The 20,964-nt window shown below is 65.3% G+C and carries 18 protein-coding genes; 11 read left to right on the forward strand and 7 right to left on the reverse strand.

Annotated elements, in window-relative coordinates; genetic code table 11:
- Nucleotide 1 precedes the first annotated feature (1 nt).
- The 5 genes from AC5PYY_RS05085 (at nucleotide 2) to AC5PYY_RS05105 (ending at nucleotide 5,576) form a co-directional block, all read left to right on the forward strand.
- Nucleotides 2-1,309, forward strand: coding sequence for an O-antigen ligase family protein (locus tag AC5PYY_RS05085; protein ID WP_493898710.1), 1,308 nt, complete (start codon nucleotides 2-4; stop codon nucleotides 1,307-1,309).
- Between the two features lie 254 nt (nucleotides 1,310-1,563).
- The gene (locus tag AC5PYY_RS05090; RefSeq protein ID WP_493898711.1) at nucleotides 1,564-2,427 is read left to right on the forward strand and encodes a glycosyltransferase family 4 protein; all 864 of its coding nucleotides are present in this window, start codon (nucleotides 1,564-1,566) and stop codon (nucleotides 2,425-2,427) included.
- On the forward strand, nucleotides 2,424-3,428 hold the full coding sequence (locus tag AC5PYY_RS05095; RefSeq protein WP_493898712.1) for a glycosyltransferase family 4 protein: 1,005 nt from the start codon (nucleotides 2,424-2,426) through the stop codon (nucleotides 3,426-3,428). Before AC5PYY_RS05090 ends, AC5PYY_RS05095 begins: the two co-directional genes overlap by 4 nt.
- On the forward strand, nucleotides 3,425-4,549 hold the full coding sequence (locus tag AC5PYY_RS05100; protein ID WP_493898713.1) for a glycosyltransferase: 1,125 nt from the start codon (nucleotides 3,425-3,427) through the stop codon (nucleotides 4,547-4,549). The genes AC5PYY_RS05095 and AC5PYY_RS05100 overlap by 4 nt, the downstream gene beginning before the upstream one ends.
- Nucleotides 4,550-4,850: 301 nt before the next feature.
- On the forward strand, nucleotides 4,851-5,576 hold the full coding sequence (locus AC5PYY_RS05105) for a glycosyltransferase (RefSeq protein ID WP_493899329.1): 726 nt from the start codon (nucleotides 4,851-4,853) through the stop codon (nucleotides 5,574-5,576).
- Between the two features lie 81 nt (nucleotides 5,577-5,657).
- On the opposite strand, the gene AC5PYY_RS05110 is transcribed toward AC5PYY_RS05105, so the two are convergent.
- Both AC5PYY_RS05110 and AC5PYY_RS05115 read right to left on the reverse strand, forming a co-directional pair.
- Nucleotides 5,658-6,815: a glycosyltransferase family 4 protein gene (locus AC5PYY_RS05110; RefSeq protein ID WP_493898714.1), complete on the reverse strand. Its 1,158-nt coding sequence runs from the start codon at nucleotides 6,813-6,815 to the stop codon at nucleotides 5,658-5,660.
- A complete protein-coding gene (locus tag AC5PYY_RS05115) occupies nucleotides 6,797-8,380 on the reverse strand; it encodes a lipopolysaccharide biosynthesis protein (RefSeq protein ID WP_493898715.1) in 1,584 nt (527 codons plus the stop codon). The genes AC5PYY_RS05110 and AC5PYY_RS05115 overlap by 19 nt, the downstream gene beginning before the upstream one ends.
- 404 nt (nucleotides 8,381-8,784) lie before the next feature.
- On the opposite strand from AC5PYY_RS05115, the gene AC5PYY_RS05120 reads away from it, so the two are divergent.
- Complete coding sequence (locus tag AC5PYY_RS05120; protein ID WP_493898716.1) at nucleotides 8,785-9,450, forward strand: polysaccharide pyruvyl transferase family protein; 666 nt, start codon at nucleotides 8,785-8,787, stop codon at nucleotides 9,448-9,450.
- A 117-nt stretch (nucleotides 9,451-9,567) separates the two neighbouring features.
- Here the strand turns inward: AC5PYY_RS05120 and AC5PYY_RS05125 are convergent, their stop codons facing one another.
- The 3 genes from AC5PYY_RS05125 to AC5PYY_RS05135 all read right to left on the reverse strand — a co-directional run bounded on the left by AC5PYY_RS05125 (nucleotide 9,568) and on the right by AC5PYY_RS05135 (nucleotide 12,568).
- On the reverse strand, nucleotides 9,568-10,533 hold the full coding sequence (locus AC5PYY_RS05125; RefSeq protein ID WP_493898717.1) for an aminoglycoside phosphotransferase family protein: 966 nt from the start codon (nucleotides 10,531-10,533) through the stop codon (nucleotides 9,568-9,570).
- 17 nt (nucleotides 10,534-10,550) lie between these two features.
- The gene (locus AC5PYY_RS05130) at nucleotides 10,551-11,774 is read right to left on the reverse strand and encodes a hypothetical protein (protein ID WP_493898718.1); all 1,224 of its coding nucleotides are present in this window, start codon (nucleotides 11,772-11,774) and stop codon (nucleotides 10,551-10,553) included.
- Nucleotides 11,775-11,950: 176 nt separating this feature from the next.
- Nucleotides 11,951-12,568: a serine hydrolase gene (locus AC5PYY_RS05135; protein WP_493899330.1), complete on the reverse strand. Its 618-nt coding sequence runs from the start codon at nucleotides 12,566-12,568 to the stop codon at nucleotides 11,951-11,953.
- Between the two features lie 198 nt (nucleotides 12,569-12,766).
- On the opposite strand from AC5PYY_RS05135, the gene rfbB reads away from it, so the two are divergent.
- The 4 genes from rfbB to AC5PYY_RS05155 are packed head-to-tail and all read left to right on the forward strand — an operon-like array spanning nucleotide 12,767 to nucleotide 17,220.
- A complete protein-coding gene (gene rfbB / locus AC5PYY_RS05140) occupies nucleotides 12,767-13,777 on the forward strand; it encodes a dTDP-glucose 4,6-dehydratase (protein ID WP_493898719.1) in 1,011 nt (336 codons plus the stop codon).
- A gap of 2 nt (nucleotides 13,778-13,779) precedes the next feature.
- On the forward strand, nucleotides 13,780-15,189 hold the full coding sequence (locus AC5PYY_RS05145) for a sugar nucleotide-binding protein (RefSeq protein WP_493898720.1): 1,410 nt from the start codon (nucleotides 13,780-13,782) through the stop codon (nucleotides 15,187-15,189).
- Between the two features lie 6 nt (nucleotides 15,190-15,195).
- Nucleotides 15,196-16,059, forward strand: a complete 864-nt coding sequence (rfbA, locus tag AC5PYY_RS05150) for a glucose-1-phosphate thymidylyltransferase RfbA (RefSeq protein ID WP_493898721.1) — start codon at nucleotides 15,196-15,198, stop codon at nucleotides 16,057-16,059.
- 45 nt (nucleotides 16,060-16,104) lie between these two features.
- Nucleotides 16,105-17,220, forward strand: coding sequence for a glycosyltransferase (locus AC5PYY_RS05155; RefSeq protein ID WP_493898722.1), 1,116 nt, complete (start codon nucleotides 16,105-16,107; stop codon nucleotides 17,218-17,220).
- Between the two features lie 3 nt (nucleotides 17,221-17,223).
- Here the strand turns inward: AC5PYY_RS05155 and AC5PYY_RS05160 are convergent, their stop codons facing one another.
- Nucleotides 17,224-18,336, reverse strand: coding sequence for an acyltransferase family protein (locus tag AC5PYY_RS05160; protein ID WP_493898723.1), 1,113 nt, complete (start codon nucleotides 18,334-18,336; stop codon nucleotides 17,224-17,226).
- Between the two features lie 68 nt (nucleotides 18,337-18,404).
- The gene (locus AC5PYY_RS05165; protein ID WP_493898724.1) at nucleotides 18,405-20,153 is read right to left on the reverse strand and encodes a glycosyltransferase; all 1,749 of its coding nucleotides are present in this window, start codon (nucleotides 20,151-20,153) and stop codon (nucleotides 18,405-18,407) included.
- Between the two features lie 84 nt (nucleotides 20,154-20,237).
- Here AC5PYY_RS05165 and AC5PYY_RS05170 point away from each other — a divergent pair, with 84 nt between their 5' ends.
- Nucleotides 20,238-20,738, forward strand: a complete 501-nt coding sequence (locus AC5PYY_RS05170; protein ID WP_493898725.1) for a DUF3253 domain-containing protein — start codon at nucleotides 20,238-20,240, stop codon at nucleotides 20,736-20,738.
- The last annotated feature ends 226 nt before the right edge of the window (nucleotides 20,739-20,964 follow it).

Below are 20,964 nucleotides of genomic sequence, written 5' to 3' on the forward strand. Positions count from 1 at the left end.
CATGGTGCGCGAGTGGATGCGCCCGCTGGCGATCGCTCTGCTCGTGGTCGGCGCCGTGGGCCTGGCGGTGACGGTCGGCTATGCCGTGCCGCAGCAGCCCTTGCTCGTGGTCGGTGGCGTCGTCGTCATGCTCGTCGCCGTCGTTGCCCTGACTCAGCCGGTCGCCCTGCCGCTGCTGGCCATGCCCGTCATCGTCGTGGTGGCCCGCTTCGGGGCGGGGCCAGTCGAGATGACGATCTCTGACTGGATGCTCGGCTTGGCGTTCTGGCCCGCGGTCATTCTCGGGAAGCGCCCCTTCAGTCCTGAGCTGCGCCAAATCCTGTGGGGCAACGCCATCTATCAGGCGACCACGCTGTTCACGCTCATCGCCAACCCCTTCGTCGCCAACTACGTCGAGTGGTTCCACGCCTGGCTGCTGGTGTCGGGAGCCCTCATCGTGGGCTGGGCGGTCGGACGGGCTGGTTATGCCGAGCTGGGGCTGAAACTCTTCCTCGGCGTCTGCGTGTTCCTAGCCGCTGCCACGATTGTGCAGGCCGTCCTGCAGTACGCACGAGGCGATTTCTCCCCTGTCTACCCTCGCTTTCCCTGGCCGATGCACAAGAACTTCATCGGGACCGTCCTCCTGACGGCGGCCATCATTTGCTATAGCCGTCCGCGCTGGCTTCAGTTGCGCACGAGTTTCGCGAGCGGATCCTTCTGGATGCTGCTCGCGGCGATCGCGATGTCCCAATCCCGTCAGGCGCTGCTTGGCCTGGCGGTGGGTCTGCTCGTCATCTCGCTGCGACAGCATCAGGATCGTCGCCGCTCGATCCTGGCGCTCGTGGTGGTGGCTCCCATGATCTGGCTCGTAGCCACGCTCGCGCGCGACCAGATCGCTGAGGGCAACGAGCACAACTCGTGGTTCCAGCGCATCGAGTGGTATCAGGAGTCGATCGTGCTCTGGCTCGAGCGACCCTTGACGGGACATGGTTTGCGATATTGGACGCAGCCTGACGCACCGGGCTATTTCCAACCCCCCAACGTTTTCCTGGAAGTGCTCGCAACCGCCGGACTAGTGGGTCTGATCGGTTTCCTTGCGATGGTCGGCCTCGCATTGCTCGCTCTCTCGCGTCTGCCTAGGTCCTACGGCACTCTGGCATTGGCGGTGGTCGCGATCCGCCTCGTCCAGGCCCAACTGGACATCTTCTGGGTGAGCCCATCGGCCTCCATCCCGTTCCTCATCACCGGCGTGCTCCTCGGGGCTGCGGCCACTGCCCCTACCACGAGTGCCCGGATCAACTCCCAGACATTGCAGCAGAGCCAACAGTGATCATTCTCCAAGTCTCCCCGGAGAACGCTCCCGGGACAGGTGTCGGTGCTGTCGTGCACCACCTTGAGTCCTGTTGGCGGGAGGCGGGACACGATGTGCGGTGGTTTGGACCGGCAGAGGCCGGGTGTTCGTGGCTGGCCAAACCTGCACCCGGTTGGCGCGGCCGCCTGAAGCATGCGGGGCGTGTGATGTGGTTCTCGACTGTTGGCAGCATCCGGGCCCGGGCGGCAATCCGGTCCCTTCCGCAGGGTGCTGTGACCATCTGTCACAACGATGCGCTGGCGGGCGACGTCTACGTGAACCACGGGTTGTTGACGGTCGCCATGAAAGCTCGCGGCCAGTTCGTCGGACGGATGCTGCGCAACCCGCTTCACCTCTTCACGGCTGCCCGAGACTTTTACCGATTCCGCGCGGGCGTGCATCAGGTCGTGGTCAGTCTGAGCCGAGTCGACCGCGACGTCCTCCTCGCCCGACACCCTCAGGGAGCGACTCGGCAGTTGATCGTGCCTAACGGCGTCCAACTGGACCGTTTCACTGTTGCAAACTCAGATGAGCGAGCCGCCATCCGCGAAGATCTTGGCATCCCGCTCGACGCTCCCACGGCCGTCTTCGTCGGTCACGAGTTCTCCCGCAAGGGCCTCCCGGTGCTTCTCGAGGCCATGCGTAGTCTGCCCCTTCACCATCTGGTCGTTGTGGGCGGATCTGCGAAGGAGATCGGTCGTCTCCGGTCTGCCGCAGGACCACGCGTCCATTGGTTGGGCTCGCTGGGCGACGCGCGTCCCGGCCTTGTGGCAGCCGACGTGCTGGTATTGCCGAGCGCGTACGAGGCCAACCCGCTTGTGGTCCTTGAGGCTCTTGCCTCGGGTCTTCAAGTGGTGGCGACCGCAGTGGGTTCGGTTCCGGAGCTTCTCGCGGACGACGAGATCTCTCGCGTGGTGGAGCGTTCTCCCGTTGACGTCGCCAGGGCACTTGCCGAACTTGCCTCCCTTGACTTACCTCGCGCGTATGTCACCGAGTTGGCCCGTGCCCGGGCCGCAACACTCAGTTGGTCAATTGTCGCTGATCGCTACGTGACCCTCTTCCAGTCCATCGGGAGCACCAACAGTGGGGGACGATGAGAGTTCTGCACGTCATTCGGTCCGATGGCTTCGCAGGTGTAGAGCGGCACGTCGCGACACTTTCCCGTGCACAGGCCGACAGGGGACACGAGGTGCGGGTGATCGGTGGTAATGCCTCGTCTATGAGATCCATTCTTGATGGGTCCGCGGTAACACACGCGAGGGGAGACTCGGTCGCGCAGCTCTTCAGGCAGTTGACGGTGCAGCCAGCCGCGGATGTGATCCACACTCACATGACCGCCGCTGAGGCAGTTGTGACTGCTACTCCGCGTCGTACTCCCGTGGTGACCACACGACATTTCGCTTGGCGGCGGGGAGAGTCATTCGCGGGTCGGGTGATGGCTCCATTAATCCGACGACGAGTCGCCGCCCAGATCGCCATTAGTCAGTTTGTTGCCCGGCGCGTGGATGGCCACGCGACTGTCGTCTATCCCGGCGTCACCGATATGCCCGCAGTCTCAACGGCCAGGGACGATGTCGTGCTGGTCGTGCAGCGCCTGCAGCCGGAGAAGGAAACCGACGTGGCTTTGCGGGCATTCGCGGCAGCCCAGCTGGATGGCTGGAAGTTGCGGATTGTGGGTCGAGGTTCGTCTGAACCCGAACTACGTAGGCTGGTTCAGGAGCTTGGCATCGCCCAGCGCGTCGAGTGGGCGGGGTTCACAGAGGACGTTCATTCGGCGATGGAAAGCGCAGGGATTCTCTTAGCGCCATGTCGCGTCGAGGGTCTGGGTCTGAGTGTCCTGGAAGCGATGGCAACGTCTCTCCCGGTGGTTGCTGCTGACTCCGGCGCCTACGGTGAGACCGTTGGGCGGGCGCCCGAAGCGAAGCTCTTCCCACCCGGCTCCCACCACGACGCAGCCAGGATGCTGCAGGAGCTGGCCGCCGATGAAGGACTTCGGTCCTCATACGGCAAGGATCTCCGAGATGTGCAACGGTCCACCTTCAGCGTGCAGTTGCAAGCGGAAAAGACGGACGCGGTTTATGGGAGTGTGGCATCTTGACCGATCTGGTCATCATCTCACTTGAGGCGTGGGACGAGGTGTGGCGCCGCAACCAGCACCTTGTGGCCGGCCTCCTAGGCGCAGGGCACCTCGACCGTGTGCTCTTCGTTGAGCCCGCGACCGATCCGCTTCACGCGCTCCGCATCCGCCGGCGCCCTGAGCTCGGGGTGCGCCGTGAGCCCATCGAGCTGCAGGGGATCCCTGGACGTGAACTAAGGCGCCTTCGGATGTCGAAATGGTTGCCGCGGCGTTGGGATCGCGCTGGAGACCGCCGTCGTGCTCACGCGGTGCGACGTGAGGCGCAGCGCATGGGCCTGCAGGAGCCGCTTCTGTGGATCAACGACCCTGGCGGAGCCGAGGTGGCGCGCGTCGTGGACTGGCGAGCCATGTACGACATCACGGACGACTGGCTCATGGCCGATCGTCCGCCGAGCGAGCTGGCGAGACTGCGACGGCAAGAGGCCTATCTGATGGAGCGTTGCGCCGAGGTGGTCGTGTGCTCCCCCAATCTGGAGCGTGCCAAGTCTGCTTCTCGCGACGTGCGACTCGTCCCCAACGCCGTCGACCTCGACGCCTACGAGCAGAGGCATCCTCGCCCCGCCGATCTCCCCAGCGGCCGTGTGGTGCTCTACGTGGGCACGGCGCACCGGGACCGCATCGACGTAGACCTGTGCGCGCGCGTCGCAACGGAGGTGGATGCAACAGTGGTCTTCGCGGGTCCTGCTCCGCTAGAGCCGGAGGACCGCCGGCGACTGGTCCGCGCTGGCGTGCTGATGCTCGGTCCTCGGCCAAGTCCCAGCATCCCGTCCTACCTCCAGCACGCCGATGTGCTGATCGTTCCGCACGTCCTGACCCCTTTCACCATGTCTCTTGATCCAATCAAGGCTTACGAGTACCGCGCAGCGGGCCGACCCGTGGTCGCTACACCGGTCCCTGGCTTTTCTGACAGCGCCGATACTCGGGTGCACGTTGCGCGAGCTGACGACTTCCCGAGAGCGGTGGTCACCGCCCTGGAGTCCGAGGCGCTCGAGCCGACCGCGACTTCTCCCGTTTCGATTCCGTCCTGGAATGACAGGGTCGAGCAGATGGCTGACATCTTGCGCACGGTGAGTCATGGCTGAGGCGATCACGTTTGTCTCGCACACGGCGGCCCCGGGCGGAGCCGAGTTGGCACTGAGCCGCTACTTGCGGGTTACGGCACTGCCGGTCGAGTTGGTGACCATGGCAGATGGCAACGTCTGGTCGGACCTGCCCTGCCCGGTTCGACCAGCGTCGACGCTGCCCTTGCTTGCACGCGAGCTCCATCAGGGACGAGGCCTTGTCGTAGCCAACTCGATGCGAGCAGCCCTGTACGTCTCATTGCTCGCACCGCGCCATCGCCGTGTGGCCTACTGGGTCCGAGACGGGTTGGTCGACAGCGCGATGTCCAACACGGCGCTTCGCTTGACGCAGGCGATCACAGCAAGACGGGTGAGCCACTATCTCGCGAACTCCTCCTGGACCGCCCAGACAGTCAGAGAGCGTCTGCGCGTCCCAACCGCTGCCATCTCCGTCGCCCACAGCATGAGCGGTATCGGGGATGTCCCTGCGCTCCCGCGCTCCAAACCAGTCGGACGCCCTTGGCGGCTGCTCTACCTAGGCCGAATGGCGCCCTGGAAGGCGCCTGACGTGGCAGTCCGCGCGGTGTCCGACCTCCGTCGGCGAGGCGTCAACGCCTACCTAACGGTCGCTGGCGGGGCGCAGTTCGGCGAGGAGCGCTATGAACACCAGCTGCGCGGTCTCGCCGAACGCACGGAGGGCGTCAGAGTGGTCGGACACGTAGCAGACGTGGGTCCTCTACTGAAAGAAAACGACATCCTAGTGCACACTTCAATGCGCCCAGAGCCGTTCGGACAGGTGATCGTCCAAGCAATGGCGGCAGGACTACCTGTGGTCGCCACTGCGCAAGGTGGCCCGTTGGAGATTCTAGCGGAAAGTCCCTACCCCACACTGTATCCCGCTGGAGAGTCTGTCGAATTAGCCCTCGCGGCACAGGGGGCCATGAAGAGTTTCGAGACGTTGTCGCTGTGGGGCATTCAGGAAGCCCAGCGTTACCGAGATTCTGCTTGCCTGGACAGGCTGGACGAAATTCTTCGCCAGATCCGATAGTCCGACCCATTTCTGCACTCGACGGTAGACTACAGCCCCTCCGATCACTCCGTCTTGCAAGATGGAATTCTTGAGCGACGTTCATGTTTCATTAAGCGCCTCCATGTAGATGTACTCGTACGCTTGCGCAACCTTTTCCCACGAATACGCCTCTACGGCGCGCAGTCCAGCCTTAGATAAGCGACTGGCCAGCAGCGAATCATGCAGGAGTTTATCCATTGCAGAGGCAAGGGCCGTCGTGTCAAATGGGTTCACCAGCAACCCGGTGACTCCATCATCAACGAAGTCACTTGGGCCACCCAGGGAGGTCGCAATGAGCGGAGAACCACTCGCCCAAGCCTCCAGCGCAACGATGCCGAACGCCTCTCTGCGGCTCGGGCAGACCACGACTTGGCCTGCGCTCATGATGTCCCGCACGTCCTCGGACGAGCGTCGACCCAAGAATTGCACACGGTGGGCCAAGCCCAAGTCTTGGGCTCTTTCCTCCAGCCTCCCGCGTTCGGGACCATCTCCAACAATGAGGAGGTTGGCCCTAGCTCGAACCTTGGCGAATGCGTCGATCAGGAGATCGAAACCTTTGACGTCTACAAGGCGACCGGCAGCTACAATTGAAGGCGTGTCGAGGATGATCGGCGCCTGTCCACGATTCGCAACGTCGATTCCATTTGGCACCACCCGAACTTCGCTCGCGCCAAAGCGGGCCTTGAGGTCGTCTACCACGAAGCGAGAGCAGCCCGTCACGACCTTCGCTCGGCTACACGCTCTTGATAACGCCCACCGCATGAGGGAGGAGCCGTCGAACACATGGCTATCCATGAAAGTTTCTCCATGCCCCGACACGATCAGAGGTCTGCCCGTCAGGAGTGCCAGGAGTAGACCGTAGACACCGTTCGGGCCGAAGCATTGCACGTGTAGAATTTGTGGCTTGAACTGCGCCATTGCCTTGAGCCAGTACATGAGACCGGCCGCCCCAACCCAACTGAAACGGGCCAGGGTCACCGCACTACGCGCGGGGAGTGGGGAAGGGAGGTAGCGCGTTCGTATCCCATCAACTTGGCGGGCCTCCAAAGCTTCACCGCGATTCACTGTCCAAACTTCCACAGCATGGCCTCGTGATTGCAAGGAATGGGCGACGTGCCGCACGTGTTCCTCGACGCCGCCAAAGTGTGGGTAAAACGAACTGCTGAGCAGGGCTACACGATGACCTTTTGTGTTTGGCATTATTCTTCCCTCCTCCATCCCGCCATTTCCGAACCAAGTCCGGCTGAAATCAGTCTCATCGCTGGTCGTCGAACTGCCGACGGCAAAGCGCGTCCTATTGCATCTACGTCCCCTTGATGTAGCCCAGCGCGGGCCAGCCTAAGCCCCACCAGGAACAGGCCTCCGCCGATGGCTCCCGCAGCCATGGCGGCGAGTGCATAGGAGTTCGAGCGTTCCAGGACGAGGAGACCGCTGGCGTAGGCAGCCAGAGCAGAGATTGCAGCGATCAGAACGCCCCTGAACGAGAGAAGGTACTGCCATCGGGTGACCAAGAAGCTTTCGGTCTCCCGTAGCCCCAACCACGCGACCCGAGTGACGGCAATGGCCCCCTTACCGAACACGGCACCCCATGCCCCGACGGCTGGAACGAGTGCTACCAAAAGGGTCACACTCACGACGAGTGAGGTCGTGTTGACCGCCAGCGTGCTGCCAGACCTCAGCCGCGCTGTCACGAAGGCCTGCATTGGGTAGCTGACAACCAGGAAGCCGCTGACGATGACAAGCGCAAGCACTAGGGGCGCTGCGGGCGCGAACTGGACCCCGTACAGCCATGGGACCATGAGCGCCAATGCTGGTCCGGCTGTGGCGACTGCGGCCCCCGCCAACAGGTTGCTCATCCGTGTTGCGCGCCCAAAGGCGGAGGAGATCGATTCCGGATCAACCTCGCGTAGTGCCGAGACAGCTGGCGTCAGCGGGTTCAGAAGGGCAAGCGCAGGTGCAAAGAGATGACCAGCTAGTCCGAAGGCGATGGCGTAGAGGCCCACCTGCTCCTGCGTGGAGAGATACTCAAGAACGATTACCTCGCTCCGACCCAGCACAACGACTCCGATGAGAGCCGACGCCCCCATTGGCAAAGAGAAGGCCCAGAAGCCGGCTGGTAGGTGCGTCGGCCAACGCGGGACGATGCTCGCCCAGCGGTAGCGACGTTGCACGAGCGTTAGGGCGAGCGCAACGCCGAAACCGGTTGCAACCAGACGCACCACCCAGACGACATCTGCGTCAGCGACAATCAGCACGGTGGAGACTACGGCTGTTTGGCTAATGATGTTTGTCACCATGGCTAGCCTGGCGTCTCGAGCAGAATCGTTCTGAACCCGGACGGCCGCCTTCGCGCCCCCGAAGATAGCAGGCAGCCACACCCCGCCGAGGATGGCCAAGGTAAGGAGGAGTGGACTCACATCGAGTAAGAGAGCTACCAAAAGGGAAAGAGTTGGTGCGACTACCAGCAAGCGAAAGCCCTGGGTCTTGCCGAGAAGCCTCCGAACGGCTAGGTGGTCTCCGGTGGAGTGGGCCTTCGAACCGAACTGCGTGAGCCCCACCCCCACGCCGGCTAGGGCCAGCACAGCTGCTATCTCCATGACCATGGTGAGATAGGCCAGATGTCCGTAAGCCGAAACGCCGAGAGCGCGGGCCAGCACGATGTTGACCGCAAAGGCCAGAGGAAGCGAGACGGCTACGTGAAGAAGGGTCCACATAGACCCGCTTACGGCACGCGCCTGCAGTTCCCGTCGATCCATCGAGTCGCCAGTGTCAGTCGACGTCACGTTCACCCGCTCCAGGGGAACCTCGTCCGCACCTGCACACGCCGCCAGTCTACCTCGGCCGAGGGTCGTGACTCGGCCTCGAGGAGAGCCCGGAATCGCGAGAGGTATGGTACGAGGCTAGAGACATCCAGGCTTGAGTAGGGACTACCGTGCGCTCACCATCGCAGTGGCTCGCCTTCGACTCGCTGCCGCGTAGGCGAGCCAGACTCGTCGGTCGAGTCGCGGGAGCAGCACTCACCCCCAGCATGTACCCATCATCTTTGGTTGCGCGAGCTTTCTGGTATGACGGCCAGGCGAACTTCGGAGATGCGCTGACGCCGTGGCTCTTGCGACGGGCAGGGATAGTGCCGCTACCGTCCCAAGCCGAAGCCGCAGACCTCGTTGGAGTAGGTAGTATTCTTGAGATGGTTCCGGAGTCATTCTCGGGGACCATCTGGGGATCCGGCCTGCTGCACGAAAAGGCCCGGACCTTTCCACATGCCAACGCAATTGCCGTGCGCGGCAATTTGACACGGGAGTGCCTTGGCATAGCGGGGCCTGTCACGCTGGGGGATCCAGGCCTCCTGGTCCCACGATTTCTCAAGAGGCCCCCGGCCAAATGGCAGATCGGCCTGGTTCCGCATCATTCGCATCTCGATGATCCGATATGGAGACGCGTCTCCGAAAAGAGTGACGGCCGAGTGCGAGTCATCAGTGTTGAAAGGGGCCCGAGCGCTGTTCTGAAAGATATTGCGCGATGTCAATCCGTAATCAGTAGCAGTCTTCATGGCCTAGTCACGGCGGACGCCTTTGGCATCCCAGCGATCTGGGCCGTAACTGGAGAACGGCTCTTGGGAGACAAATTCAAGTTCCTTGACTATCAATCGAGCCTCGGGAACTTTTCCCGCCCTCGCATAGAAATTGCTTCTGCAAAAGGGATCGGCAGCGCCCAGAAGTACTTTAATTCCCCGGACGCGGCCGTTGTAAGGAAGAGGCAAGACGGACTTCTCCGCGCACTTCGAACAGTCAATTTTCCGGCCTCGTCTCCGCTCCTGGCGATCCGCCATGCTGGGCAACGTACGTCATCGTAGCTGTGTCGTCACCCACTGTGAGGACAATAAGTCTCATGACTGGTGGGACATTGGAAGCTTGCGAGCGGTCGCCGCGCGCGCTGATGTCGGCACAACTGGCGGCCGATGGTGGCTGCCTCAGGGAATCATGCCGTAAAAACCCCCAGGAAGGATATGTTCCAAATATTGGCGGCGCCGAGCGAAGAACTCTCGTCTGTCGCCGCGGCTCTTCGTAACGCTCGCCTGAAGGGAGGCGTCGGGCCACCTGTAGGCAATCAAATGACTCACTTCGACTATCGCAGGTGTCATCGCTGCGGAGTTGCTTCGTGCTGCCTCGTAGAAGTCTAAAGCGGAGTGCACTCCAATTCGACCTGCCAAGAACAACGCACATCTCGCAAATTCCACGCTCGGCCACCCGATGTGAGCACCACCCCAGTCTATCAAACGAAGTACCGGCTTATCGTCGCGCCATAGCCAGTTTCCGGGGTGAGGGTCGCCGTGGACGAGCCCGAGAGGAAGGTCCCCATCTTCTCTCATCTTTTCTACGGCATCGGATGGCAACTCAGACATGATCCGTGAGCCCATTTCCCAAACTGGACCAGATCGGTCATGAGTTCCTAGATGACCCCACGGTGATCGATGAACTCGATGATATGTGTCCGCCAGCGCAGCTAGAGTCCTCTGGCTGCGATACCAGGACGGCTCCCAAACTACCCTTCCATTAAGCCGTTCGGTGAGTAACAGCTCCCCTCCTAGCACGGGGCCTCGTTGAAAGGCTAGAACCTTGGGGCCGAGATGTTCTGTCTGCCCGTCGGAGGCAAGGAGGTCGAGAACTTCAGCTTCTGAACGGAGTTCCGAAGTTGCATCGCTCCTGCGCCATCCTGGGGGTGGCCTCTTGACGACGACGGCCTTCTCGTCGGTTCCCACGATGAGGCTGGCGAACGCTACCCGGTTCTTCGCCCCTCCGATCAAGTCTGATTCGAGCTTGAACCGCGCTCGAGCTCGTCGCCTAAGCGTCCAGGTGACCTCAGCGTCGGACGCTCTTGATACCGCGTTGCTGAACACACGACTAGCATGTCTACGGCTGGCTCTGAGTGCCCTCATGGATCGCCTCGACTCCTTCACCGGCGCGCCAGGCTGCGCGCTCTTCGTGAGAGCCCACGTGCAGCGCGACTCACTCCAGCGCCCGCGATGTCCGCGGTGTGAGAAGCAAGAGCCTTTCTGCGCTGGTGGCGGTTGACGTGGTGCTCGACCTCAGTCATTAACTCTTCCAGCTCTAGGATGAGTGCTCGGTTGCGTTGATACTTGACGGAGGCAAGATATGCGTTCCTTTGAGCCCGCCACAGGTCGAGATTGAATTGAGAATCGAAGCGGTCCACTACCCCCAATAAATCCAAGGCGGCAAGGGTGAGTTGACATTTCCAACAGGCCGAGCAATTGACTTTGCCGTGAGCGCCATCGTAAATGCAGACATCAAGGGCGGTCCAAGCGTCGGGAATGTTTGCAATTGACCTCACCTTGTCTATTCGGCGCTTCTGTGAAGAGGCAGTGCGCAGGACAGTGGTTTGAGTACTCATAAGCGGCAAGGCGATTGGGTCGACGAACGCAGTGTTGTACGAGCGTGGTCGAACGCCGACGCGGCGAAACTCGACGCTGGAAGCGAAAATCCAAGTCTGGACTCCTGCCGCCAGGAGGTGAGCAACGGAAGCGTTGGCGGGGGTATTGAGCGCCTCGTATGATATGCCTGGAGATGGAACGCTATCGAGATTCGAGTTGATGTCTATAAATGGCAGGCTCATCTTTGTGGTTGCTGCGGCCAAGCGCTTATAGCGAGATCTCCACAGAGCTTCGCCTCCGGTGTCATGCGAACCGACGTTATTAAACAAAAGGTGAGTGAGACGCAAATTGGTGGGGATGTTGGTCGCGTAGTGATGGTCGGCAAGCAGAGCAAAAGAGTCCACGCCCCCCGAGAATCCGGCAGCGACGGCCGTTCCGCGTGAAGCGGCTGCGAGCCTGATTGGAATCATTACTTCAGCAGGTGGGCGGTCACTGGACGCGGAGTACAACGCGGCGACGTCGCCCTGCCAGAAGGCCAACTCTTCTGTCACAGGTCCGTCAAAGACCAGGCGCGTGCCCATCCGCATCGCCGGAATCGTGAGGGCGATGAGCGCCGGGTCGCAACGATCGGTGAGCATGTCGGCGTGCTCTCTCGGAATGTCGTACCAGAGATGGTCTGGGACGCCTGGCGGCCCGTCGAGAGGCACCGACCAACGTACTCGCGCGTCAGGGGTGTCTTCGATCAAGGGCGGTCCGACGGTGATCTGGGCAGCTGGAGACGCCTTCATGTCGGCATGGTAGAGCGTCGGACCCCTGTGTTTAATCTGTTGCTTCAGGTTCGCCTACCGGTCCAGCGCGTCATGACATGGCACATTGACTGCCCGCGTCCCATCAATCCCGCAGCGATAGTCAACGTGTGCGGACACCGAGTCACGTGGGTGTCCCGGTCTGCGGGGCTCTGGACTTAGTCGTGGAGCGCGGTCGCCATGATGGCTGCGACGTCGAGCGGCCGGTTACGTGCGTCAGTGGCCATGGAGGCGGCCGTCAATAGACCTTGAGGTGACTTCCAAGCCCAGACGATGTGCGCCTCGCTCGTCGGCTGATGGCCATGAGTTCCGGTCTTGCCCGCAGCGTAGCCGGGGACACCGTGGGTGTTCCGCCCAGCAACGGCGTAGAGCCACGGGTCTATTGATGCTATCCGGCGCAGTAGGTCGACCAAGCCACGGGCAGTCACACGGTTGGTTCGTCCAAGGCCGCGCAAGTCGTCAATCACCCACTCGCCGGGAGCCACGTTTCGCGCATATGTGAGCAACTCCGCGCCTCCGCGCCTCGCGAGTGTCGACGCTGCGGTGTTGTCCGAGTGCTGGAGGCACGAGGCCACGAGGTCAGAGACGGTCAGCGCCTGCCCCACCTCGACCACGCTGTGCGGGGAGGCGTCCTGCGGAGCCACAACAATCCACTCGTCAGGATCCAGAACAGTCCGGGCAGCGAGCGCCGTCAGGAGCTTCATGGTTGAACGCCCGTGGACCAGCCGGTCGGGATTGCGTTCGTAAAGGGTGGCTCCAGACTCATCAATGACCATCACGGACCGAGCCCACACGGGTCGTAAGACCCGCGCGGCGCGGTGGCTCGCTGTGCGCGACCACGCACGCCGCGCGAAACTCTTCATCATGAGTCTCAACGCTAGCGCTGTTCGTAGGCTCTTGTATCCCTGATTGCGCGTCACGCGGGACACTCGCTGCGAAGAGGGCCGGGATCGCGTTGTCATTAGGCTAGGTTCATGCGGCGCCTTCTCGTGACCGGCGGAGCCGGATTCATCGGGTCCAACTTCGTGCACCAAGCCTTGGCAGACACCGATACGCACGTCACCGTGCTCGACAAGCTGACCTATGCCGGCTCCAGGGACGCCTTAGGCGGTCTGCCGGACCACCGAATCGCCCTGGTGGTGGGAGATGTCGCCGACGCTGGCGTCGTCGACGAACTGGTGTCAGGCCTCACCGGTGACGGCGACGCCGTCGTGCACTTCGCGGCGGAGTCGCACAACGACAACTCGCTTCGAGACCCGAGCCCTTTCGTGCAGACCAACCTCGTCGGAACCTTCACGATGTTGGAGGCGGTGCGGAAGCACAACGTGCGACTGCACCACGTCTCCACCGACGAAGTCTATGGCGACCTCGAGCTGGACGGTCCGGATCGCTTCACCGAGTCGACGCCTTATCGCCCGTCCAGTCCCTACTCCGCGTCCAAGGCGGGAGCCGATCACCTCGTGCGGGCCTGGGTGCGGTCCTTCGGCGTCCGGGCGACCCTCTCCAACTGCTCCAACAACTACGGCCCGTGGCAGCACGTCGAGAAGTTCATCCCCCGGCAGATCACCAACCTGCTCGACGGCGGTCGGGTCAAGCTCTACGGCAGCGGCGCGAACGTGCGCGACTGGATCCACGCCGAGGACCACTCCTCCGCAGTCCTGGCGATCCTCGAGCGCGGACGCATCGGCGAGACCTACCTCATCGGCGCCGACGGCGAGCGCTCCAACCTCGACATGGTCCGGCTGATCCTTGGGCTCATGGGCCACGACCCTGACGACCTCGACCACGTCACCGACCGCCCGGGCCACGACCTGCGCTACGCGATCGACCCGACCAAGTTGCGTGATGAACTCGGCTGGGAGCCCAATCACCGCGACATCGAGCAGGGTCTCGCTGCCACGATCGAGTGGTATCGCCAGCACCGCGACTGGTGGGGGCCGCACAAGGACGCCATCGAGGCGGCCTACGCCGAGAAGGGGCAGTGACGGTGGCCGGTGAGCTGGCGGTCCGCACTACCGACATCCCCGGCCTGCTGGTCGTCGACCTGCAGGTGCACGGCGACACCCGTGGCTGGTTCAAGGAGAACTGGCAGCGGGCCAAGATGACCGACCTCGGCCTTCCGGACTTCGGCCCTGTGCAGCACTCCGTGTCGTCCAACGGAGTGGCCGGCGCGACCCGGGGCATCCACGCGGAGCCGTGGGACAAGCTGGTCTCGATCGTCCACGGTCGAGCCTTCGGTGCCTGGGTCGACCTGCGCGAAGGCCCGACCTTCGGCACGGTGCACACCGAGGAGCTCGACGAGCACACCGCGGTCTTCGTGCCGCGCGGCGTCGGCAACTCCTACCAGACCCTCGTCGACGACACCGTCTACTCCTACCTCGTCAACGCGCACTGGCGCCCGGACGCCAGCTACACGATGCTCAACCTCGCCGACGAGCGGGCGGCGGTGCCCTGGCCGATCCCCCTCGACGAGGCCACCATCTCGGATAAGGACCAGGCGCACCCCCGGCTCGCCGACGTCGCCCCGGTCCAGCGACCGCGCACCCTCGTCCTCGGCGCGACGGGACAGCTCGGCCAGGCGCTGCTCGCGGCCATGCCCGGGGCCGAGGGCCTGACCCGTGCCGACCTCGACCTGGCCGACGCCGCGGCCGTCGACGGCTTCGACTTCGGCGACGTCGAGGTGGTCGTCAACGCGGCGGCCTACACCCAGGTGGACGCCGCCGAGACCGACGAGGGCAGGGCTGCGGCCTGGGCCGCCAACGTCACCGGGGTCGCCGCGCTCGCCCGAGCGGCCCGCACCCACGGCTTCACACTGGTGCACTACTCCAGCGACTACGTCTTCGACGGCTCCGCCGACTCGTACGACGAGCACGCGCCCTTTTCGCCCCTGGGGGTCTACGGCCAGACCAAGGCCGCCGGCGACACCGCCGCCGGGCTCGCCCCGCGGCACTACGTCATCCGCACCTCCTGGGTCGTCGGGGCGGGGCGCAACTTCGTCAGCACCATGCGCGACCTCGCCGTCCGCGGCGTCAGCCCCAGCGTGGTCGACGACCAGGTCGGGCGGCTCACCTTCACCCGTGACCTCGCCGCAGCGACCGTCCACCTGCTCTCGACGCAGGCACCCTTCGGGACCTACAACGTCACCGGGGCCGGGGAGCCGACGACCTGGGCCGATATTGCCCGCGCGGTCTTCGCCCACGAGGGCAGATCACCCGACGACGTCGCCGGCACGACCACCGCGGAGTATGCCGCCGGGTTGCCGCCGGACCGCCCGTTCGCCCCGCGCCCGGCGCGATCGGTGCTGGCACTGGACAAGGTCCGGGCCACCGGTTTTGAGCCGCCGGACCACCTGGCCGGGCTGACGGCATACCTCGACGAATCCCCAGACCTAGACTGAGGCGCCATGCGCGGCATCATCCTCGCCGGGGGCACCGGCTCGCGGCTGCACCCCATCACGCAGGGGATCAGCAAGCAGCTCGTGCCGGTCTACGACAAGCCGATGATCTACTACCCGCTGAGCACGCTCATGCTCGCCGGGATCCGCGACGTGCTCGTCATCACGACCCCGCACGAGGCGGCGCAGTTCCGCCGGCTGCTCGGTGACGGGTCGCAGTTCGGCATCTCGATCACGTATGCCGAGCAGCCCTCGCCCGATGGCCTGGCGCAGGCCTTCCTGCTCGGCGCGGACCACATCGGTGACGAGCCGGTCTGCCTCGTCCTCGGCGACAACATCTTCTACGGCCCTGGCCTCGGCACCCAGCTGCGCCGCTTCGAGCACCTCACCGGGGCCGCGGTGTTCGGCTACCGCGTGAGCGACCCCACGGCATACGGCGTGGTCGAGTTCGACGACCGCGGCCGGGCGATCTCGCTGGAGGAGAAGCCGGAACGGCCGCGGAGCCCGTATGCGGTGCCGGGGCTCTACTTCTACGACAACCGCGTGGTCGACTACGCCCGCGCACTGAGGCCGTCGGAGCGGGGGGAGCTGGAGATCACCGACCTCAACCGGCGCTACCTCGACGACGGCGAGCTGGCCGTCGAGGTGCTGCCGCGGGGCACCGCCTGGCTCGACACCGGGACGTTCGACTCGCTCAACGACGCCTCCAACTTCGTCCGCACTCTGGAGGCACGGCAGGGCTACAAGATCGGCGCGCCGGAGGAGGTGGGGTGGCGGATGGGCTTCCTCTCCGACGACGAGCTGGCGGCGCGGGCCGAGCCGCTGCGCAAGTCCGGCTACGGCGACTACCTCCTGAGTCTGCTTGGCACCTGAGCCTCGGGTAGCGTGCCCGGAGTCAGCCAGCAGGGAGGCGAACGCATGACTCGCGGGACCGTGCCCGTGGCCATCGCCCACGACTACCTCACCCAGCGTGGCGGCGCCGAGCGCGTCGTGCTGGCGTTGAGCCGTGCCTTCCCCGAGGCGCCGATCTACACCACTCTCTACGACCCCGAGGGCACCTTCCCCGACTTCGCCGACCGCGAGATCATCACCAGCCCGCTCAACCGGGTGGGGCGGCTGCGTCGCCACCACCGGTTGGCGTTGCCGGTGCTCGCACATGCGTCGAGCGCGATGACCGTGCCGGCGGATGTCGTCGTCGCCTCCAGCAGCGGCTGGGCGCACGGCTTCCGGCACGAAGGGAAGTCGCTCGTCTACTGTCACAACCCGGCGCGCTGGCTCTATCAGGCGGAGGAGTATCTCGGCGACGCTGGCCGGTGGTCGCCCAAGGCGCTCGCGGTGCGGGTGCTCGGCCCCGGCCTGAAGCACTGGGACCGCGTCGCCGCACGCCGAGCCGACCGCTACCTGGCGAACTCGACCGTAGTGCAGGAGCGGATCAGGTCGGCCTATGGGATCGAGGCCGACGTCGTGCATCCACCGCCCGGCCTGGACACGACGGGTGACCAGCACGTGCCGGGGGCGCTCGCCGACTGGCGGGACACGGGCTACTGGCTCGTCGTCTCTCGGCTGATGACCTACAAGAACGTGCGCCAAGCGGTCGACGCCTTCCGTGGCACCGACCAGACGCTCGTCGTGGTGGGCCACGGGCCGGAGGGCGACGACCTGCGGGCCGACCTGCCGGGAAACGTCAGGATCGTCTCCGACGTCAGCGACGCCGAGCTGCGCTGGGTCTATGCCCACGCTCGCGGGCTGGTCGCCCCCAGTCGAGAGGACTTCGGGCTGACCCCGCTGGAGGCCAACGGTTGGGGCCTGCCGGTGGTGGCGCTGCGTGCGGGCGGCTATCTGGACTCGGTGCGGGACGGCGAGACCGGTCTCTTCTTCGAGGAGCCGGAGCCGGACCTGATCCGGGACGCCTTACTGCGGGCTGAGGAGGTGGACTGGGACGAGGACGCGCTGCGCGCGCATGCCCAAGCCTTCAGCGAGGACCGCTTCCTCTCCCGCATCCGGGCCGAGGTGCGGGACCTACAGTCCGGGTGAGGCCTACCTGCCGCTCTCCGCGCGAACGGGCTTCGGCGTCGGGGAGGGGAAGCGTCGGCGACCGTAGTGATGGCTCGGGACCTCGACCCACTGATACAGCACACTTGCGACCCCATAGGTTGCGGCGAGCACCAGCAGCCCGCCGGCCAGGAACTGAACGGGCCATCCACCCGGGAGGAGGGCGACGAGGGGCCCCGTGGCCAGAAGCATCGGCTGGTGCAGCAGGTAGAAGCTGAAGGACCGCTCACCGAAGCGCTCCGCGAAGATGGCTGCTCGTCCGCCAAGGCCGAGTTGAGAAATGAGGCTGATGGCGAAGACTCCAGCTACGCCCCAGACGATCGTCTGGATAGGCTGGCTCGCTTCCATCGTGTAGATCACCCCACCAAGAACCCCGAAGGCGACGAACCCGAGCGCGCTCTTCCCTAGCGTCGGGAGTGCGTACCGGTGCGCAAACTGGGCGCAGGCCATGCCGAGAACGAACTGGAGCAAGCGGGCGGGGAGGGCGTGAGCGTCACCGAAGTAGGGAGCGAGGTGAGTTCCCGCTGCCAAGACACCAGTCACCTCCCACAGCACCGAGAGGGCGGCCATGATGACGATGACGGCCCGCCAGCCATACCTGAACCACAGCCAAACCATGACCGGGAACACCAGGTAAAGATTCACCTCGAGCGAGATGCTCCACAGCGAGCCATTGATCGAGCCCAGACTCGGTGGATTCCAAGTCTGCATCGCGAGCACGTGCCACCATAGGTCGGAAGACGTGGCGCGTGCCCCGACGAACAGGGCATACGTCCCTGGCGACATGGCCAACGCGGCCGCGATGGCCAAGGCGACGTAGTAGGCGGGCAGGATCCTCGTCGCACGGCGGCCGTAGAACTGACCGACGTTCAGCCGGCCCTCCGAGCGCAGCACCGGGATCATCAGGCAGAAACCGGAGATCACGATGAAGAGATCAACACCGTGGGTGCCCCAGGTCAGGATCTCCGGAAGCTTCGACGGAAGGTTGAGAAACGTCCAGTAGCCGCCGATGTGACATACGAAAACCGCGAGAGCGGCGAAGCCGCGAAGCGAGTCGATGCCGGTCACACGTTGTGCGGGCAGGGTGGCACTGGTCACGGGCGCGAAGATTCTTTGTCGACGACGTGGGTCGATCAGACAGGGTAGGTGCAACTCCGGCAGATTGGCTAGGTGCGCCTCAGCCGCGCCCCGCCGGCTGGACGCAGTCCGGCATACCTGGAGTTGGTGAGCAGGGTCCGCTTCACGAACGGGAAGCCCTGGTCGAACAACGTCTCCCACCCGGCGAGGACGGCGTCGGCGGTGCGCGGGAGGCCGAGCTGCTCCTGGGTCCACCCGATCTCGCTGGACAGGCCCTGAGCGTCGACGAGCCCGCTGAGGCCGAACTCGTAAGTGCGCACGACGTGCGTCTTCGACGGCTGGGAGGTCACGCTGCCGAAGAAGTCGCGCCAGGGCGGCGTCGCCAGCACGCCGCCGCGCCAGGCCGTGAGGTAGCTCTGCAGGTGGTCGCGCGGGTGGTGGTTCATCGTCGCCGCCCAGACATCGGCCTCACTGGCCTCGATCTGGCTCAGCAGGGGCCCGAGGCTGCCGACCGGGCCGACGAGCGAGTCGTTGGTGAGGATGACCCGGTCCTGGGCCGCGAGGTCGGGGAACTCGGCGAGCGCGTCGCGCCAGCTGCCGAAGTCGTAGGCGGAGTTGGGCCGCTGCGCGACGACCCCCTGGGGGAGGGCCGGCTTGCGCAGGCGCACCCACGGCTCCCGCGCGCAGATGACGAGCGTGGGCCAGCCTGCTTCGGCGTAGGCGGTGGCGGCACGGAGCGCGTCCGGGCGGACGTCCCGGCCGCGCGACCACTCGGCCATGAGCACGACGCGGTCGCCGGCATGCAGGTGGTCGACGTCACCGGCGACGCCCCGCAGGCCCGAGGCGCTGGAGTTGACCCGCTCCTTGACCTGCCACCTCGTCTCCCGTGCCCACGTCCGGGCGTCCGCGGTGGCGGCCTCGACCCGGTCGCTCAGGGTCAGCCCGTCGTCCTGGGCACGCTCGTGCGTGCCGCGCAGCGCCCAGGCCCTAGCCTCGGCCCACTTGGTGGCCTCACCGGGATGACTCACCCATAGCCGCGCCCGCCGGCCGAGATGCTTCACCTGCGAGCGGCGCAGGCGCAGACCACGGCGGTCCGCGTCATACCCGAGTGCCATGTCGAAGCGGCGACCGACCACCGCGGGTGAGACGACAGAGCCGTTGACGATGTTGGACAGGTTCGTGCCGTGGACGACCTGCGCCCACATGACCGGCGCCCGCACCTCGCGCAGCGGGCCGTGCGCGCGGGCGCGGGCGTGCTTGGCGACGTAGACCGTGTCCGGCGCCTGCCCGGGGCGACGCCGCTCGATGAGCGACAGGAACGGGCTGGAGAGGATGTCGCTGCGGTAGACCGTGCCGTCGCGGTCGATCTGGACCCCACGGGGGAAGTTGACGAAGAGGCGGTCTGGGAGACCGGGCTCGAACTGCCCCTGCACCGCGGCCATGAAGTCGACCGCCATCGCGTCGTCGCTGTCGATCCGCGTCGTGATCAGCCAGGGCGAGTCGCCTTGCGAGACGTGCGCGGCGAAGCTGTCGCGGCGGAACGGCTCATGGGTCCAAACCGGCTCGAAGACACCCGGCGCGAGCTCCTCCACCTGCTCGCGGAACCAGTCGGGGCAGCGGTCGTCGAGCAGCACCAGCCAGCGGAACGGTGCCGCGCCGCGCTGGGAGCGCACCGACGGATACGTCGCGTCGTAGAAGAAGCCGAGACGGTAGTGCAGCCAGTCCGGGTCGGGTGGCGGCGCGTCGGGGTGGAGCACGGCGCTGAAGCGGGTCAGCAGCGCGTGCTCGTAGACCCCCGACGGTGAGTGCGTCGCGCTGGCCATCCGGACCTCCCTCACGCTGCCCGACCCTACCGAGACCGGAGCGCCGTCGAGGGTCGCCGCCGCGCGCCGGACGTGTCGGCCTGTGGCACGGTGTGAGGCGTGGCAGAGCCCGAGCGCACCGAGGACGGCCGGTGGATCGTCGTGGACGGCCGGCGGTGGCGGGCGACCGACCCGGGCATCCCCGACCCGCTACGACAGGAGCTGGTCGACGAGCTCATGAGCGCGCGCCGGCAGGTGCGCACCGACCCCGAGCACGCACGGCCACGGGTGCAGGACGCCAAGGTGGCGCTCGGGGAGCGTGGCCGACCCTGGTGGGAGGAGCCGGACGAGCAGGCGCAACGGGACCGGGCGGCCGCGACGGTCCGCGCGCTGCTGCGGCACCGCGCCGGGTCGACGATCTGCCCCAGCGACGCGGCCCGCGTGGTCGGCGGCGAGGGCTGGCGAGACCTGATGCCGCTGGTGCGCGACGTCGCGTGGGAGCTGGCCGGGGAGGGAGCGGCGGTCATCCAGCAGCGCGGGCAGGCGGTGGACACCCGACGCGACGTCAAGGGACCGATCCGCATCGCACCGGGCCCACGGCTGCTTCCGCCGGGGTCCTGAGCCCGTCCTCCCCCCCGCGGGGTGGGGGGGGGTCGGTCCGGCGAGCGCGAGGGGGGGTCCCCCCCTACCGTGAAAGCATGCAGACACCGACCTGGCGCCGATCTGGAGCCCCCGCGAGGGCTCCGGATCCGCTGACCGGGGAGCAGCTCGCCGCGATCATCAGGGACGCGACGTCGCGGCGGCCTCCGCACCGCGAGCGGCCCCCTCCGGCGTGATCACGCCGCCG

The organism is Serinicoccus sp. JS2-9 (assembly GCF_059025165.1).